Source organism: Bradyrhizobium frederickii (genome assembly GCF_004570865.1).
Classification (GTDB): Bacteria; Pseudomonadota; Alphaproteobacteria; order Rhizobiales; family Xanthobacteraceae; genus Bradyrhizobium; species Bradyrhizobium frederickii.
In genome coordinates, this window is sequence record NZ_SPQS01000013.1 from 1 (window position 1) to 14,228 (window position 14,228).

The 14,228-nt window shown below is 65.6% G+C and carries 14 protein-coding genes and 1 tRNA gene; 10 read left to right on the forward strand and 5 right to left on the reverse strand.

What is annotated here, in order from left to right; translation table 11 throughout:
• Window positions 1–209: transposase (locus E4K64_RS22365; RefSeq protein WP_135162981.1), on the reverse strand; the 209-nt coding region annotated here is incomplete at its 3' end.
• Window positions 210–485: 276 nt separating this feature from the next.
• On the opposite strand from E4K64_RS22365, the gene E4K64_RS22370 reads away from it, so the two are divergent.
• A complete protein-coding gene (locus E4K64_RS22370; protein ID WP_135165458.1) occupies window positions 486–1,061 on the forward strand; it encodes a hypothetical protein in 576 nt (191 codons plus the stop codon).
• Window positions 1,062–1,195: 134 nt separating this feature from the next.
• Here the strand turns inward: E4K64_RS22370 and E4K64_RS22375 are convergent.
• From E4K64_RS22375 to mnmA, 4 genes are all read right to left on the reverse strand, one after another.
• Window positions 1,196–1,272 (reverse strand) — tRNA-Met (locus E4K64_RS22375).
• Window positions 1,273–1,504: 232 nt separating this feature from the next.
• Window positions 1,505–1,861, reverse strand: coding sequence for a hypothetical protein (locus E4K64_RS22380; protein ID WP_135165459.1), 357 nt, complete (start codon window positions 1,859–1,861; stop codon window positions 1,505–1,507).
• Window positions 1,862–1,907: 46 nt separating this feature from the next.
• Window positions 1,908–2,546, reverse strand: coding sequence for a class I SAM-dependent methyltransferase (locus E4K64_RS22385; protein ID WP_135165460.1), 639 nt, complete (start codon window positions 2,544–2,546; stop codon window positions 1,908–1,910).
• Window positions 2,547–2,786: 240 nt separating this feature from the next.
• Window positions 2,787–3,968, reverse strand: coding sequence for a tRNA 2-thiouridine(34) synthase MnmA (gene mnmA / locus E4K64_RS22390; protein WP_135165461.1), 1,182 nt, complete (start codon window positions 3,966–3,968; stop codon window positions 2,787–2,789).
• Between the two features lie 350 nt (window positions 3,969–4,318).
• Between mnmA and E4K64_RS22395 the strand changes: the two genes are divergently transcribed.
• From E4K64_RS22395 to E4K64_RS22435, 9 genes are all read left to right on the forward strand, one after another.
• Window positions 4,319–5,929: a flagellar hook-length control protein FliK gene (locus E4K64_RS22395; RefSeq protein WP_135165627.1), complete on the forward strand. Its 1,611-nt coding sequence runs from the start codon at window positions 4,319–4,321 to the stop codon at window positions 5,927–5,929.
• 12 nt (window positions 5,930–5,941) lie between these two features.
• On the forward strand, window positions 5,942–6,646 hold the full coding sequence (locus E4K64_RS22400) for a flagellar hook assembly protein FlgD (RefSeq protein WP_135165462.1): 705 nt from the start codon (window positions 5,942–5,944) through the stop codon (window positions 6,644–6,646).
• Window positions 6,647–7,029: 383 nt separating this feature from the next.
• Window positions 7,030–7,305: a CtrA inhibitor SciP gene (gene sciP, locus E4K64_RS22405; RefSeq protein ID WP_002714638.1), complete on the forward strand. Its 276-nt coding sequence runs from the start codon at window positions 7,030–7,032 to the stop codon at window positions 7,303–7,305.
• A 193-nt stretch (window positions 7,306–7,498) separates the two neighbouring features.
• Window positions 7,499–9,106, forward strand: coding sequence for a flagellar basal-body MS-ring/collar protein FliF (gene fliF, locus E4K64_RS22410; protein ID WP_135165463.1), 1,608 nt, complete (start codon window positions 7,499–7,501; stop codon window positions 9,104–9,106).
• An 18-nt stretch (window positions 9,107–9,124) separates the two neighbouring features.
• A complete protein-coding gene (gene fliG / locus E4K64_RS22415) occupies window positions 9,125–10,222 on the forward strand; it encodes a flagellar motor switch protein FliG (RefSeq protein WP_135165464.1) in 1,098 nt (365 codons plus the stop codon).
• On the forward strand, window positions 10,222–10,845 hold the full coding sequence (locus E4K64_RS22420) for a FliH/SctL family protein (protein ID WP_063201378.1): 624 nt from the start codon (window positions 10,222–10,224) through the stop codon (window positions 10,843–10,845). Before fliG ends, E4K64_RS22420 begins: the two co-directional genes overlap by 1 nt.
• A gap of 3 nt (window positions 10,846–10,848) precedes the next feature.
• Window positions 10,849–11,199 (forward strand): flagellar motor switch protein FliN, encoded by a 351-nt coding sequence (gene fliN, locus E4K64_RS22425; RefSeq protein WP_018318401.1) that lies wholly within the window; start codon window positions 10,849–10,851, stop codon window positions 11,197–11,199.
• A gap of 50 nt (window positions 11,200–11,249) precedes the next feature.
• The gene (gene flbD / locus E4K64_RS22430) at window positions 11,250–12,635 is read left to right on the forward strand and encodes a sigma-54-dependent transcriptional regulator FlbD (RefSeq protein ID WP_135165465.1); all 1,386 of its coding nucleotides are present in this window, start codon (window positions 11,250–11,252) and stop codon (window positions 12,633–12,635) included.
• 286 nt (window positions 12,636–12,921) lie between these two features.
• A complete protein-coding gene (locus E4K64_RS22435) occupies window positions 12,922–14,070 on the forward strand; it encodes a M20 family metallopeptidase (RefSeq protein WP_135165466.1) in 1,149 nt (382 codons plus the stop codon).
• Window positions 14,071–14,228: the final 158 nt, after the last annotated feature.

The window sequence follows — 14,228 nt, forward strand, 5'->3', positions numbered from 1 at the left end:
ACGGTGGGTTCGGCGATCCGACTCCCGCCGCCCGGACCGAAAACATCGGCAGCGCTGCCTTCGAGCTGGGCCTTCCACGATGTGATCTGATTGGGGTGAACGTCGAACTGCTCCGCCAGTTGCGCCAGCGTGCGGTCACCCTTGACGGCGGCAAGTGCCACCTTCGCCTTGAAAGCCGGAGTGTGGTTCCGCCGTGCTCGTCTGCTCATCGTCTCTCCTGATTCGCGGGTCAATCTTGCCCGCCGTCAGGCAGAAACTCCACTTATCGCGCTGTTCAGATTTGCGGGACCAGCTCACAACTCGCGAAGCGGCTCGGCCGTTATTAGTCTTGTGTCGCGATGATTGAGGGCGGGTAACTGAGGATTGGGGTTCTGGAATTCCTCGACATCGCGAAAGCTATCGGCTTTGATCCTGCTTCGGCTATCAGGCGTCTGGCCAAAATCGAAGAACCCTGAATTGTACCAGCTTTGAGATTCGTCGCCGCCATGAGAAGCCAACTGCATCTATCCGCTTCGATTCGTCATGTCCTGATTCTTATAGGAGTTCAGACGTTTTCGGCGTCCAGCGCGAACGCCTGCGCCTTTGAGAAATTTGCTGACTCGCCCCACCTTCGGATATCGCAATCAGACTGGGTCATAGACACTTGGGGGCAAGCATGTGGGTTCGGCATCAGCGGCGGCATGGAAGTTCGTGCCGTTAACGAGAAAACTCAAGAAACGAAGACGATTGTGACGCTGAACGAAATTCCCGCAGTTGAGCTCAGCAGCGACGAGCCCAATCTTCTCACCATTAAACTTCCAAATCTGGTCGATCTATCGAATGCGGCAACGCAGTTGGGCGGCGTGCGGATTGCTTACAAGTTCACGCCAACCGATGATCCCGAAACACGGACGAACTTCCAGAAATGGAAACGTAGTCCTGACGATCCACAGGCGAGAGATTGGTATTGTCGAAGCGTCATAGCAAAAGTGGATCCGGACAATCGCGCTCGCTGGGATGCGATTCTCGGACAAACCTATGCTGTCGTTGGCTCGACAAAGCAGAGATATTGCCCGGGTTGATAACGAGAGCTCGTCGGGTCTCACCGCAGGAACAGCGTGACGATGAGAGTTGCGCCAAAAGAGGATGATGCCCGCTACCGATAGCGGCGCAATTCAAAAATTTTCGTAGTCAAATCAGATGTTTAGACGAATCTTGGTAGCGGGGGAGGGACTCGAACCCCCGACCCCAGGATTATGATTCCCGTGCTCTAACCAGCTGAGCTACCCCGCCACAGGGATCGCGGCGGCGAATAGGCCGATCTCGCGAACGCGCGGCATATAAAGAAGGGGGCGGCGGGAAGTCAAGCAAAGCGGCCGGCTTTTTCGGCACTCGGCAAGGCTTGTCGAGACAAGCCGCCTTTCGCAGAGTATGGCCTCTTTTCAATGAGTTCTTCCCTGCCCTGAGAACGTGGATGCCCGGGACAAGCCCGGGCATGACGGCATCTGGGGATGCGGAGCGAGGCCTATTTCGGCCGCACGTTCGGGTCGCCGCCCGGGCTGCCCGGAGGCGGGATGACCGGGGTGTTGCCGCCGGTGTCGGGGGCCGGGGCGTGCATCTCGGGGTCGACGCCGGCGGGCGGGCAGAGCACGCCGTCGGACTTGGCCAATCTGTCGCCGAGCGGTTCCCGGGACTGGCCGGTGGTGGTGCCATCCGAGGAGCGGCCCGGCCGGTCCTGCGGGGTGCAGTTGGCGGCATGTTGCGGGGAAGGCGGCGCGGTCGCTTGCGGCGGCGTCGCCGGGGCGGGCGGGGCCTGCGCGATCGCACTGCCGGCGGCGGCGATCAGGAGGCTGGCCAGAATGATGTTTGATGTCGTGCGCATGGGAGGGAAACGCCCGCGCGATGCACCCTGTTCCCTGCCCGCCTGATCACGATTTGACGTAGCGGATCAGCGAAAAGTGCCCCATCGGCGGCATCGGGCGCCGCTCGGCCAGCGTGATGCCGCCGTGCCTCGCCGCCCAGCCCTCGAGGCGGGCCCACGGGAATTCCGGGCGCCAGCCGAGGCGGCGGGCGATCGGCGCGAAGGCGAGCTCGAACAGCTTGCGCGGACCGCTCTCGGCGCCGATGTGATTGACCAGGATCAGCTCGCCGCCAGGCTTGAGCACGCGCACGAACTCGTCGAGCGTGCCTTCGGGATCGGGCACGGCGGTGATGACATATTGCGCCACCACCGCGTCGAAGAAGTTTTCGGGGAAGGCGAGGTTCTTCGCATCCATCACCGAGAGCACTTCGACATTGGAGAGCCGAAGCGCGCGCACGCGCGCCTGCGCCTTGCGCAGCATCGGCTCGGAAATGTCGACGCCGCAGATCTTGGTGGTGCGTGAATAATCGGACAGCGAGAGCCCGGTGCCGACGCCGACATCGAGGATGCGGCCGCCGATGCGGTCGGCCTCGGCGATGGTCGACTGCCGGCCGGCGTCGAACACCTTGCCGAACACGAGATCATAGACCGGCGCCCAGCGGCCATAGGCCTTCTCGACCCCGGCCCGCGAGATGTCTGCTGCCATGCCCCTGCCCTTACGCGAAACTCGAGAGTGTGATGACTGTTGGTGAAATCAATGGCCGCCCCGAGCGTGGTCTAGCGCCTCTCCCGCTTGCGGGAGAGGTCGGCGCGTAGCGCCGGGTGAGGGCTTTAGCCGCTCGCGAGATATCGGTAGTGGAGCGAGCCCTCTCCCCAACCCTCTCCCGCAGGCGGGAGAGGGGGCGCACTTCCGGTGTCGCGAGAGTGCAATTCGATCTCATGAAGATTAGCCGCGAACCGCCTCTGCGAGCGGCCTTGCCGTGTCGCTTGCGACCTTCGCGGCGGCGCTCTGGATGAAGCCGCCGCCGAGCACGCGCGCCTGCCCGCTGGCTGCGTCGTAGAATACGCAGGCCTGGCCGGGCGAAACGCCCTCCTCGCCGGCGACGAGCTCGACCTCGTAATGGCCGTTGCCGCCGCGCAGCCAGGCCGGCTGGGGGCTGCGGGTCGAGCGCACGCGCACGAACAGTTCGAGGCCGCCGCCGATGGCGCGGTCGATGTCGCCGTCGCCAATCCAGTTGACGTCGCGCAAGGCGATGCGGTGCATCTTGAGCGCATCGCGCGGGCCGACAACGACGCGGCGGGTCGCAGCCTCCAGCCGCACCACATACAGCGGCGCGGATGCCGCGATGCCGAGGCCGCGGCGCTGGCCGACGGTGAAATTGGCGATGCCGTGGTGGCGGCCGAGCACGCGTCCGTCGAGATCGACGATCTCGCCGGGGTCCATCGCGTTCGGCCGCAGGCGGGTGATGATGTCGGTGTAGCGCCCGGTCGGCACGAAGCAGATGTCCTGGCTGTCGTGCTTGTCGGCGACGGAAAGGCCAAAGCGGCGCGCGAGCTCGCGCGTCTCCGGCTTGGTCATGTCGCCGAGCGGGAAGCGCAAGAAGTCGAGCTGCTCCTGCGTGGTCGCGAACAGGAAGTAGCTCTGGTCGCGGTCGGCGTCGGCCGCGCAGACCAGCGCGCGCGAGCCGTCCTCGCGGCGGCGCGAGGCGACGTAATGGCCGGTGGCGAGCGCCTGTGCCCCGAGTTCGCGCGCGGTCTTCAGGAGGTCGCGGAACTTGACGCTGCGGTTGCACTCGATGCACGGCACCGGGGTCTCGCCGAGCGCGTAGCTATCGGCGAAATTGTCGATGACGGATTCGCGGAAGCGGTCCTCGTAATCGAGCACGTAATGGGGAATGCCGAGCTTGGCGGCGACGTCGCGGGCGTCGTGGATGTCCTGGCCGGCGCAGCAGGCGCCCTTGCGATGGGTCGCCGCGCCATGGTCGTAGAGCTGCAGCGTGATGCCGACGACGTCGTAGCCTTCCGCCTTCAGGAGCGCAGCCGTCGTCGAGGAATCGACGCCGCCCGACATGGCGACGACGACCCTGGTGTCCTCAGGACGGCCTTCGAGATCCAGACTGTTGAGCATGGGCCTTTAAGGGTTGTGACGGCGGCGCGCGGCGATCCCGCGATTTCTTGCTTCTCGCGGGACATCGGCGATCCCCGGGAACTCGAGTTCCCGAAAGGCACGATTGCCCGGTCGAAAGCGGCTGAGAGTAACCTCTTTAATATAGGCGGCATTCCGGTGAAGCAATCACGCGGGCGGCCGGCTTAGGGCAATTCTTGCCGGGGAGGCAGAAATGGCGGGGTTGCGGCGGGCCCGGCAGCCGTGCCTGCAAGTTCTTAAGATATTGATTTCATTGTATAAAGATGGACGTGGCAACGCTGGCCCGCTCCTTGCTCCCCTTGATGTCGAAGTTTGTTGCCAAGGGGTCGCCTGTGGTCGGTCGTACGTCAGATGTCGCGGCGAGCGTGCAAGTTTCGAGCGCGCAGCAAAAGCCTGCCCGGTCGCAGAGCGCCAAAGAGGCGTCCGCAAGCGACTCCTTCGGGTCGCTGGTCGACAGCAACACCCAGGCGATCAACACCAATGCGGCCGCGCAGGCCCAGGACAGCGCGCCGCGGCGGAGCGAGTCATCCGCGTCCTCCGCGGACAAGGGCCCGCGCGACGCCTCGTCGACGGATCAAGCCTCGCAAAGCAAGGCAAGCGACGAGACCGACGCATCGGCGCCCACCAGGGCCGACGAGGCGAGCGATGCCACCACCGATGCCGGCAAGGACACCGGCAAGGTCAAGGACAAGTCCGAGACATCCGACGCCAAATCGGCCGATACATCCGAGCAGACCAAGGGCGACAAGACCGAGGCCGCCGATGGGCTCGCGGCTGCCGTCGATGCCGCGCCGGCCGACGCGGCGCAGGCGGCCATGCCGGATCCCAACGCGATCGTGGTTGCCGCTCCGGTGGTCCCAACCGATCCGAACTCCGCGGCGAACCAGGCCGCCACCTCCTCGCCGCTGACGATCGCCGCTGCCGGCCTTGCCGCCAGCGCTTCAACCGCGGCGCAGATCGCGGGCACCAAGACCGACACCGCCACGTCGGGCGACAAGAGCGCCAAGATCGCCGGCGCCAAGGTCGATGCCGACACCTCGGCGACGCTGGCCGATGCCGCGACCGGCGCAACCGACGAGGTTACGGCCGAGGCCAAGCCGAACGGCGGACTGATCCCCGTCCATCAGGGCACGCCGAAGACCTCGTTCCAGGCCGCCGCCACCGCGCAAGGACAGTCCGACGTCTCCAATATCGGCCAGGACACCGCCAAGGCGAATGCCGCCCCGACGCAAGCACCAGGCCCGACGGCCGTCAACGCCGCCGCGCACGCGCTAGGCCCCAAGCCGCAGGCAGATGGCGCAGCAACCGAGACCAAGCCCGGCGCCGCGGACCGGACGCCCGACGCGATCCCGGCCGCACCGGCCGCCCAGGCCCATGCCAATGCGCAGGCCGCTTTCAACACCGCCGATGCGAGCGCGCAAGCCGCCTCCGCCGTGCAGGCGCCGCTGACCAACACGACCTCGACCGCGTCCGCATCGACCGCGACGCTGACCGCGACCGCGGCCAGCGCGACGGCGGTGCCGATCAACGGCGTGCCGGTCGAGATCGCGGCCGCGATCCGCTCCGGCAGGTCCCGGTTCGACATCAGCCTCGATCCGGCCGAGCTCGGCCGCATCGACGTGCGCATCAATGTCGACCGCGCCGGCAACGTGACCTCGCATCTCACCGTGGAGAAGCCGGAAACGCTGCAGATGCTGCGCCAGGACGCGCCGCAATTGCAGCGTGCGCTCGACGATGCCGGCCTCAAGACCGGCAGCAACGGGCTGTCCTTCAGCCTGCGCGACCAGAATTCGTCAGGCCAGAACTCCGGCCAGAACAACGACAATGGCGGCAATGCCCGCCGGCTGATCATCAGCGAGGACGAGACCGTCGCCGCCGCACCCGTCGGCCGCAGCTATGGCCGCATGTATGGGCCGAGCAGCGGCGTCGACATCAGAGTGTAAGGAGTATTCGACATGACCACCACGACTGGCGCCACGGCCCCTACCGTCGTCTCCGGGACGACCGAGCTGCCGAAATCCTCTTCGTCGAACACGCTGAGCTCGACCACGGGATCGACGCTCGCCGGCAACTTCCAGACCTTCCTGACGCTGCTGACCACGCAGCTGCAGAACCAGAACCCGCTGGATCCGCTCGACACCAACCAGTTCACCCAGCAGCTGGTGCAGTTCGCCGGCGTCGAGCAGCAGCTCAAGACCAACGATGCGCTGGCCCAGCTCGTCACCTTGCAGCAGACCACGCAGGCGACCCAGGCGCTGGGCTTCGTCGGCAAGACCGCCCTGGTCGACGGCACGACCGCGACCATGAAGAACTCGTTGGCCACCTGGCATCTCAACGTGCCCTCCGATTCCACCGTCGACATCACCGTCGCCAATGCCAGCGGCCAGACCGTGTTCACCGGCAAATATACTGCCGCCGCCGGCACCGACATCCCCTTCACCTGGAACGGCCAGGGCAATGACGGCACGCAATGGCCCGACGGCAAGTACACGATCTCGGCCACGGGCAAGGACGTGGCGAACAACAATGTCGGCATCTCCGCGCAGGTGCAGGGCACCGTGTCGTCCGTCGACCTGACCCAGTCGCCGCCGCTGCTCACCATCGACGGCGCCAGCTATACGCTCAGCCAGGTCAAGAGCATCATCGCGACAAGCAATTGAGGGAGTGGATGATTCCACACGCTCGGTGTCGTCCCGGCGAACGCCGGGATCCATAACCACAGGGAGCAGTTTGGCGAAGACTGGTGGTTAGAAAGTCATTCTTGGTACTGCTACCTGCGTCTCATCGATAGATCACGCGGTATGGGTCCCGGCGTTCGCCGGGACGACAGCTGAGAGAGCCCCTTGAGGGCCTCGTTCGTTAGTAAAGTATTTACGAAGACCCCCTCGACCGGCCCGGATGCCACCGTCCCGCCGGCCGACACGGCCTCGTCTCAGCATTTTCAACGAGAATTGTATTGAAGCCTTAGGCTTAGCGGATTTTTAAGCCGCCGGGCGTAGGGTTACGGATGTGAGTTCAGTGGTTGAGAGTTTGTGAGTACGCCATGACAGAACCCCATCGCCCGAGGGTAAAATACGTCATCGGGCCGGACGGCAGTCCGTTGACGATCGCGGATCTGCCTGCACCCGGCACCAAACGCTGGGTCATCCGCCGCAAGGCCGAAGTCGTCGCCGCTGTCCGTGGTGGACTTCTCTCGCTCGAGGAGGCCTGCAGCCGTTATACCCTGACGGTCGACGAATTCCTCTCCTGGCAGTTTTCCATCGACCAGCATGGTCTGGCGGGTCTTCGCACCACCCGCATCCAGCAATATCGCCAGTAGGCGATCCCGGAAATCTGCGGCTTTTGACGAAAATCGGCCTCGCCCTGCGGGGCCGATTTTTTTCATATCGCACTTTGGCGCGACTTTTGTCCGACCTCTTAACCTTCGTTAACCATATCGAAACCATCCCCTAGGCAATAATTGCCCAGTCGGCCTTTCCGGTGAAAGCGGCCGAATCTGTTGGGGCGGTTGCTTGCAAGGTCTTGCGGACTTTCTGAAGAGTATCGGCGCCGCCCGGTTCGGGGCGATGATCGCGGTCACCGCCGCGCTCATCGGCTTTTTCGCGTTCGTCATCATGCGCGTCACCACGCCGCAGATGACGACGCTGTTCACCGACCTCAGCGTCGAGGATTCCTCCGGCATCATCAAGGACCTGGAACGCCAGGGCATCCAGTTCGAGATCCGCAATGAGGGTTCCATCATCATGGTGCCCAAGGACAAGGTCACGCGGCTGCGGATGAAGCTCGCCGAGGGCGGCCTGCCCAAGGGCGGCGGCGTCGGCTACGAGGTGTTCGACAAGTCCGACGCGCTCGGCACCACCTCTTTCGTCCAGAACATCAATCACCTTCGCGCGCTGGAAGGCGAGCTCGCCCGCACCATCCGCGCCATCGACCGCATCCAGGCCGCGCGCGTCCACCTGGTGCTGCCGGAGCGCCCGCTGTTTGCGCGCGAGGCGCCGGAGCCGTCGGCCTCGATCGTGGTGCGCGTCCGCGGCTCGCTGGAAGCCCAGCAGATCCGCGCCATCCGCCACCTCGTCGCCTCCGCCGTCAACGGCCTGAAGCCGCAGCGGGTCTCGATCGTCGACGAGGCCGGCCAGCTGCTCGCCGACGGCGCAGCGGCCGATCCGGAGCAGGCCGTCGGCGACGAGCGCCGCATCTCCTTCGAGAAGCGGATGCGCAAGCAGGTCGAGGACATCGTCTCCTCCGTGGTCGGCTCGGGCCGCGCCCGCGTGCAGCTCTCCGCCGATTTCGACTTCAACAAGGTCACGCAGACCTCGGACAAGTACGATCCCGAAGGCCGGGTGCTGCGCTCCAGCCAGACCCGCGAAGAACAGAGCATGACCGCCGACAACAACGGCCAGGTCACCGTCAACAACGAGCTGCCCGGCAACCAGCAGAACAACGGCGCCACGGCCAAGGACCAGAGCAAGAAGACCGAAGAGACCAACAATTACGAGATCTCCCGCACCACCAAGACCGAGGTGACGGAAGCCGGCCGGGTCAACCGCATCTCGGTCGCGGTGCTGGTCGACGGCATCTATTCCAAGAACGACAAGGGCGAGCTGGCCTATCAGGACCGCACCAAGGAGCAGCTCGACCGTATCGCCGCGCTGGTGCGCTCGGCCATCGGCTTCGACCAGAAGCGCGGCGACCAGGTCGAGGTCGTCAATCTGCGCTTTGCCGATGCGCCCTCCACCGCTCCGATCGGCGAGCCTGGCGGCCTTCTCGGCATGCTGCAGTTCACCAAGGACGACGTCATGTACTTCGTCGAGCTCGGCGTGATGATGCTGCTTGGCCTGGTCGTGCTGTTCCTGGTGATCCGCCCGCTGGTCAAGCGCATCCTCGCCTCCGACGAGGTCGCCGCTGCCATCTCCGGCGTCCTCAGCGGTCCGGCGGCCGAGGAATCCGCGCCGTCCGCCCAGCCGCTCCTGCCGAGCGGCGCCGCCAGCGCGATCGACGTCGCCACCATCCAGGGCCAGGTCCACGCCCAGTCCGTTCATCGCGTCGGCGAGCTCGCCGAGCGCAACCCCAACGAAACCGTCGCCATCGTCCGCCAATGGCTGAGCGAATCCGCAAAATAGTACGAGAAGTGATCTGACATGGCCGCCGCATTGCAAAACGCCAACAGCAACGACATCACCAGCGTGATCTCCACGCTCGGTCAGCGCGCCAACACCCGGGCAAAGGACGGCAAGCCGGCCGGACAATTGTCCGGGCCGAAGCGCGCCGCGATCCTGATGCTTGCGCTCGGCGAGCAATATGGCGGCAAGATCTGGGGCCTGCTCGACGACGACGAGGTGCGCCAGCTCTCGCTGGAAATGTCGACGCTCGGCACCGTCGAGGTCGACACCGTCGAGGACATGCTGCTCGAATTCGTCTCGCGCATGTCGGCCTCGGGCGCGCTGATGGGCAATTTCGACGCCACTGAGCGCCTGCTGCAGCAATATCTGCCGCCGGAGCGCGTCAACGGCATAATGGACGAGATCCGCGGCCCCGCCGGGCGCAACATGTGGGAGAAGCTCTCCAACGTGCAGGAAGAAGTCCTCGCCAACTACCTCAAGAACGAATATCCGCAGACCATCGCGGTGGTGCTGTCCAAGCTGAAGCCGGAGCACGCCGCGCGCGTGCTCGGCATCTTCCCCGAGGACCTCGCGCTCGACGTCGTCAACCGCATGCTGAAGATGGAGGCGGTTCAGAAGGAGGTGATCGAGAGCGTGGAGAAGACGCTGCGCACCGAATTCATGTCCAACCTGTCCCAGACCCGCCGCCGCGACGCCCACGAGGTGATGGCCGAAATCTTCAACAATTTCGACCGCCAGACCGAAACCCGCTTCATCACCTCGCTGGAGGAGGACAACCGGGAATCCGCCGAGCGCATCAAGGCGCTGATGTTCACCTTCGACGACCTCGTCAAGCTCGATTCCGGATCGGCCCAGACCTTGATGCGCAACGTCGACAAGGACAAGCTCGGCGTCGCGCTCAAGAGCGCCAACGAGGACGTCCGCAACTTCTTCTTCGGCAACATGTCCTCGCGCGCGGCCAAGATGCTCCAGGACGACATGGCGGCGATGGGCCCGGTCCGCCTGCGCGACGTCGACGAGGCCCAGGCGCTTCTGGTCAACCTCGCCAAGGACCTCGCCGCCAAGGGCGAGATCATGCTGACCAAGAACCGCGCCGACGACGAGCTGGTGTATTGATGGCCGCTCCGGCGAAATTCCTGTTCGATACCGACTTCGCGGCGCCCGAGCGGGCCACGCGCGAGAAGGCCGCGACCGCGGCCGAGATCGCCCAGAAGGTCGCGGAAGCCGAAGCGCGCGCCTATCAGGAAGGCTTTGCCGCCGGCCAGCGCGAAGCCAAAGCCGAGAGCGACCGCCGCGTCGCGCTCGCCATGGAGGAGATCAACATCGGCATCCGCGGCATCGCGGCCGGCATCGGCAACATCGAATCGAAGATGGAAACCGAGGCGGTCGACGTCGCGGTGGCGGTCGCGCGCAAGCTCTGCGCCGACCTCGTCGCCGCGGAGCCGCTCGGCGAGATCGTGGCGCTGGTCAAGGACTGCTTCTCGCATCTGGTCGCGACGCCGCATCTCGTCGTCCGCATCAACGATGCGCTCTACGACGCCGCCCGCGAGAAGATCGAGCGGCTCGCCAAGCAGAGCGGCTTCGAGGGCCGGCTGGTGATCCTGGCCGAGCCGGAGATTGCCACCGGCGACTGCCGGATCGAATGGGCCGATGGCGGCGTCGTGCTGGAGCGCGGCGCCATCGCGGCCAAGATCGACGAAATGGTCGGACGCTATGTCGCGTCCCGCAGGGGGAGTTAACCCATGAGCGACACTGACGGACAGGTCCCGCTGCCCGATCTCAACGGCCCGATGCCGCCCACCGGCACGGACGTCGGCTACAACGAGGACGAATATGCGGCGCGCGCCGCCGCCGACCTCGAGGCGGTGTTCGACGTGCCGGTACAGGTTTCGGCCGTGCTCGGCCGCTCCAAGATGGACGTCAGCGAGCTGTTGAAGCTCGGGCCCGGCACCGTGCTTGAGCTCGACCGCCGCGTCGGCGAAGCCATCGACATCTACGTCAACAACAAGCTGGTCGCCCGCGGCGAAGTCGTCCTGGTCGAGGACAAGCTCGGCGTGACCATGACCGAAATCATCAAGACCGAACGCAGCTAATACGCAGGGAATGACGCGCGGCAGCGCGACCAGACGGACAGGAGACTGACATGCGGCTTCTCATCGTTGGCACATTGAAGGGCCAGCTCACCACCGCCACCAAGATCGCGATGGAGAACGGCGCCACCGTGACCCATGCCGAGGATCACGAGCAGGCGATGCGGGTGCTGCGCGGCGGCAAGGGCGCCGACCTCCTGCTGGTCGACGTCGCCCTCGACATCCGCGACCTCGTGCTGCGGCTCGAGGCCGAGCACATCCACGCCCCGATCGTCGCCTGCGGCATCACCAACGACGCCCGCGCCGCGGTCGCCGCGATCCATGCCGGCGCCAAGGAATACATCCCGCTGCCGCCCGACCCCGAGCTGATCGCCGCGGTGCTGGCCGCCGTCGCCAACGATTCCCGCGAGCTGGTCTATCGCGACGAGGCGATGGCGAAGGTGATCAAGCTGGCGCAGCAGATCGCGGGCTCGGACGCCTCGGTGATGATCACCGGCGAGTCCGGCACCGGCAAGGAGGTGCTGGCCCGCTACGTCCACACCCGCTCGACGCGCGCCAAGCGTCCCTTCATCTCGATCAACTGCGCCGCTATCCCCGAGCATCTCCTGGAATCTGAGCTGTTCGGCCACGAGAAGGGCGCCTTCACCGGCGCGATTGCCCGCCGCATCGGCAAGTTCGAGGAGGCAACCGGCGGCACGCTGCTGCTCGACGAAATCTCGGAGATGGACGTCCGCCTGCAATCCAAGCTGCTGCGCGCCATCCAGGAACGCGTGATCGACCGCGTCGGCGGCACCAAGCCTGTCCCCGTCGACATCCGCATCATCGCGACCTCGAACCGCAACCTCGCGGAAGCGGTGCGCGAGGGCACGTTCCGCGAAGACCTGCTGTTCCGCCTCAACGTCGTGAACCTGAAGATCCCGCCGCTGCGCGAGCGCCCCGCCGACATCCTGGAGCTCGCCCAGCATTTCGTGAAGAAATACGCCGAGGCCAACGGCGTGCCTCTGCGCCCGATCTCGGCGGAAGCACGCCGCGTGCTTTCGGCCAACCGCTGGCAGGGCAACGTCCGCGAGCTCGAAAACACCATGCACCGCGCGGTGCTGATGGCGCAGGGCGACGAGATCGGTGCCGACGCCATCATCACGCCGGACGGCGACCGCCTCGACCTCGCCAAGACGCCCCCCGCCGTGGCCCACGCCACGATGGCCGCCGAGCAGGTGACGCGCGCGCTGGTGGGGCGCACCGTGGCGGATGTCGAGCGCGACCTGATCCTGGAGACGCTGAAGCACTGCCTCGGCAACCGGACCCATGCCGCCAACATCCTCGGCATCTCGATCCGCACGCTGCGCAACAAGCTGAACGAATATTCCGACGGCGGCATCCCGATCCCGCCGGCGGGCACCCCCGGCGAATATCCGCGGATACCGGTGATCGGGGCGTAAGCGGCGCCACGACGATTGAGACAAGGCGAATGCCCGGGCTCAGCCCGGGCTTTTCTTTTTGCCAGCTGCATCGCCTGCCCCGTCATCCTGAGGCGCGAAGCACGCGATGCGAACGCATCGTGTGGAAAACCTCGAAGGATGCACGGCCACAGCCGGGCCGTCGCCCTTCGAGGCCTCAGGGTGACGGCTAACTCAATGCCTGGTGCAGAGCCGCACCGCGTTCACCGACTAGGTCGCGCCGGCACAACGCCCTATAACCGCTCGCGACAACCACGCGAGGGTAAACATGTCTGAAGCTCAAATCACGGACTGGCTGGCATCGCAGAAGCAGGCGATGATTGATCTGCTCCGCGATGTCGTGAACATCGATTCCGGCTCCTATGACAAGGAGGGCGTCGATGCGGTCGGTGCGCGGTTCGAGCGGCATTTTGCCGAGCACGGCATTCCGAGCCGCCGCGAGGCCAACGCCACCTTCGGCGACGCGATCCACGCCGAGGTGGCCAAGCCCGGCAGCAACGAAAAGCCGGTGCTGTTGATGGGGCATCGCGACACCGTGTTCGGCAAGGGCGAGGCCGGGCGCCGTCCCTTCACCATCACGGATGGCCGCGCCTACGGGCCCGGTGTCGCCGACATGAAGTCCGGTCTCGTCATGAACGTGTTCGTCGCAACCGCCTTCCACAAATTCGGCGGCAACCCGCATCCGATCAAGCTGCTGATCACCTCGGACGAGGAGATCGGCTCGCCCTCGTCCCGGCCCGTGATCGAGCGCGAAGGCCGCTCCGCCCGCGCCGTGTTCAATTCCGAGCCGGGCCGCCCCACCGGCAACGTCGTCACGGGGCGCAAGGGCGGCATCTTCATGCATCTCGCCATCACCGGCAAGGCCGCGCATTCCGGCGCCAACTTCGCCGCGGGCATCAGCGCAATCGGCGAGCTCGCGCACAAGATCGTGCAGATCCACGCGCTGACCGATCTCGACAAGGGCATCACGCTGAATGTCGGTCTCGTCGCGGGCGGGCAGTCCGTCAACACCACGGCGCCCTACGCCGAGGGGCAGATCGACCTGCGCTATGTCGATCCGGCCGATCGTGCGCGGATCATGGCCGCGATCGAAAAGATCGCCGCGACCTCCTACGTGCCGGGCACGAGCGCAACGCTGACGATCAAGGGCGAGTTCGTGCCGGTGGTGCAGAGTGCGGAGTCCAAGACGCTGTTCGAGAACTATCAGGCGGCCGCCCGGCAGGTCGGCCTCACCACGCTGCAGGGCGAGTTCTCCGGCGGCTGCGCCGATTCCGGCTTCACCGCCGCGGTCGGCACGCCGACCATCTGCGGCCTCGGCCCGGTCGGCGGGCTCGCGCATACGCCGGAGGAATATCTCGAGGTCGACAGCATCGTGCCACGCGCGCAGGCGCTGGCGCTGGCGATTTTGCGGGGATGAACGACGGTGCCGTGGGGTGGGCAAAGCGGCTTGTCCGCCGTAGCTCGAAGAGCAAAGGCGGAAGCGTGCCCACCACCTGTTAGCGTCGTGGAGAGATGGTGGGCACGGCGCAAATGCGCCTTTGCCCACCCTACGAGACTCGTCGGATAGAAGTCGTG

Coding starts and splice junctions, on each gene's coding strand:
- E4K64_RS22370 (WP_135165458.1), top strand. CDS start 486: ATGAGAAGCCAACTGCATCTATCCGCTTCGATTCGTCATGTCCTGATT.
- E4K64_RS22380 (WP_135165459.1), bottom strand. CDS start 1,861: ATGCGCACGACATCAAACATCATTCTGGCCAGCCTCCTGATCGCCGCC.
- E4K64_RS22385 (WP_135165460.1), bottom strand. CDS start 2,546: ATGGCAGCAGACATCTCGCGGGCCGGGGTCGAGAAGGCCTATGGCCGC.
- mnmA (WP_135165461.1), bottom strand. CDS start 3,968: ATGCTCAACAGTCTGGATCTCGAAGGCCGTCCTGAGGACACCAGGGTC.
- E4K64_RS22400 (WP_135165462.1), top strand. CDS start 5,942: ATGACCACCACGACTGGCGCCACGGCCCCTACCGTCGTCTCCGGGACG.
- sciP (WP_002714638.1), top strand. CDS start 7,030: ATGACAGAACCCCATCGCCCGAGGGTAAAATACGTCATCGGGCCGGAC.
- fliG (WP_135165464.1), top strand. CDS start 9,125: ATGGCCGCCGCATTGCAAAACGCCAACAGCAACGACATCACCAGCGTG.
- E4K64_RS22420 (WP_063201378.1), top strand. CDS start 10,222: ATGGCCGCTCCGGCGAAATTCCTGTTCGATACCGACTTCGCGGCGCCC.
- fliN (WP_018318401.1), top strand. CDS start 10,849: ATGAGCGACACTGACGGACAGGTCCCGCTGCCCGATCTCAACGGCCCG.
- flbD (WP_135165465.1), top strand. CDS start 11,250: ATGCGGCTTCTCATCGTTGGCACATTGAAGGGCCAGCTCACCACCGCC.
- E4K64_RS22435 (WP_135165466.1), top strand. CDS start 12,922: ATGTCTGAAGCTCAAATCACGGACTGGCTGGCATCGCAGAAGCAGGCG.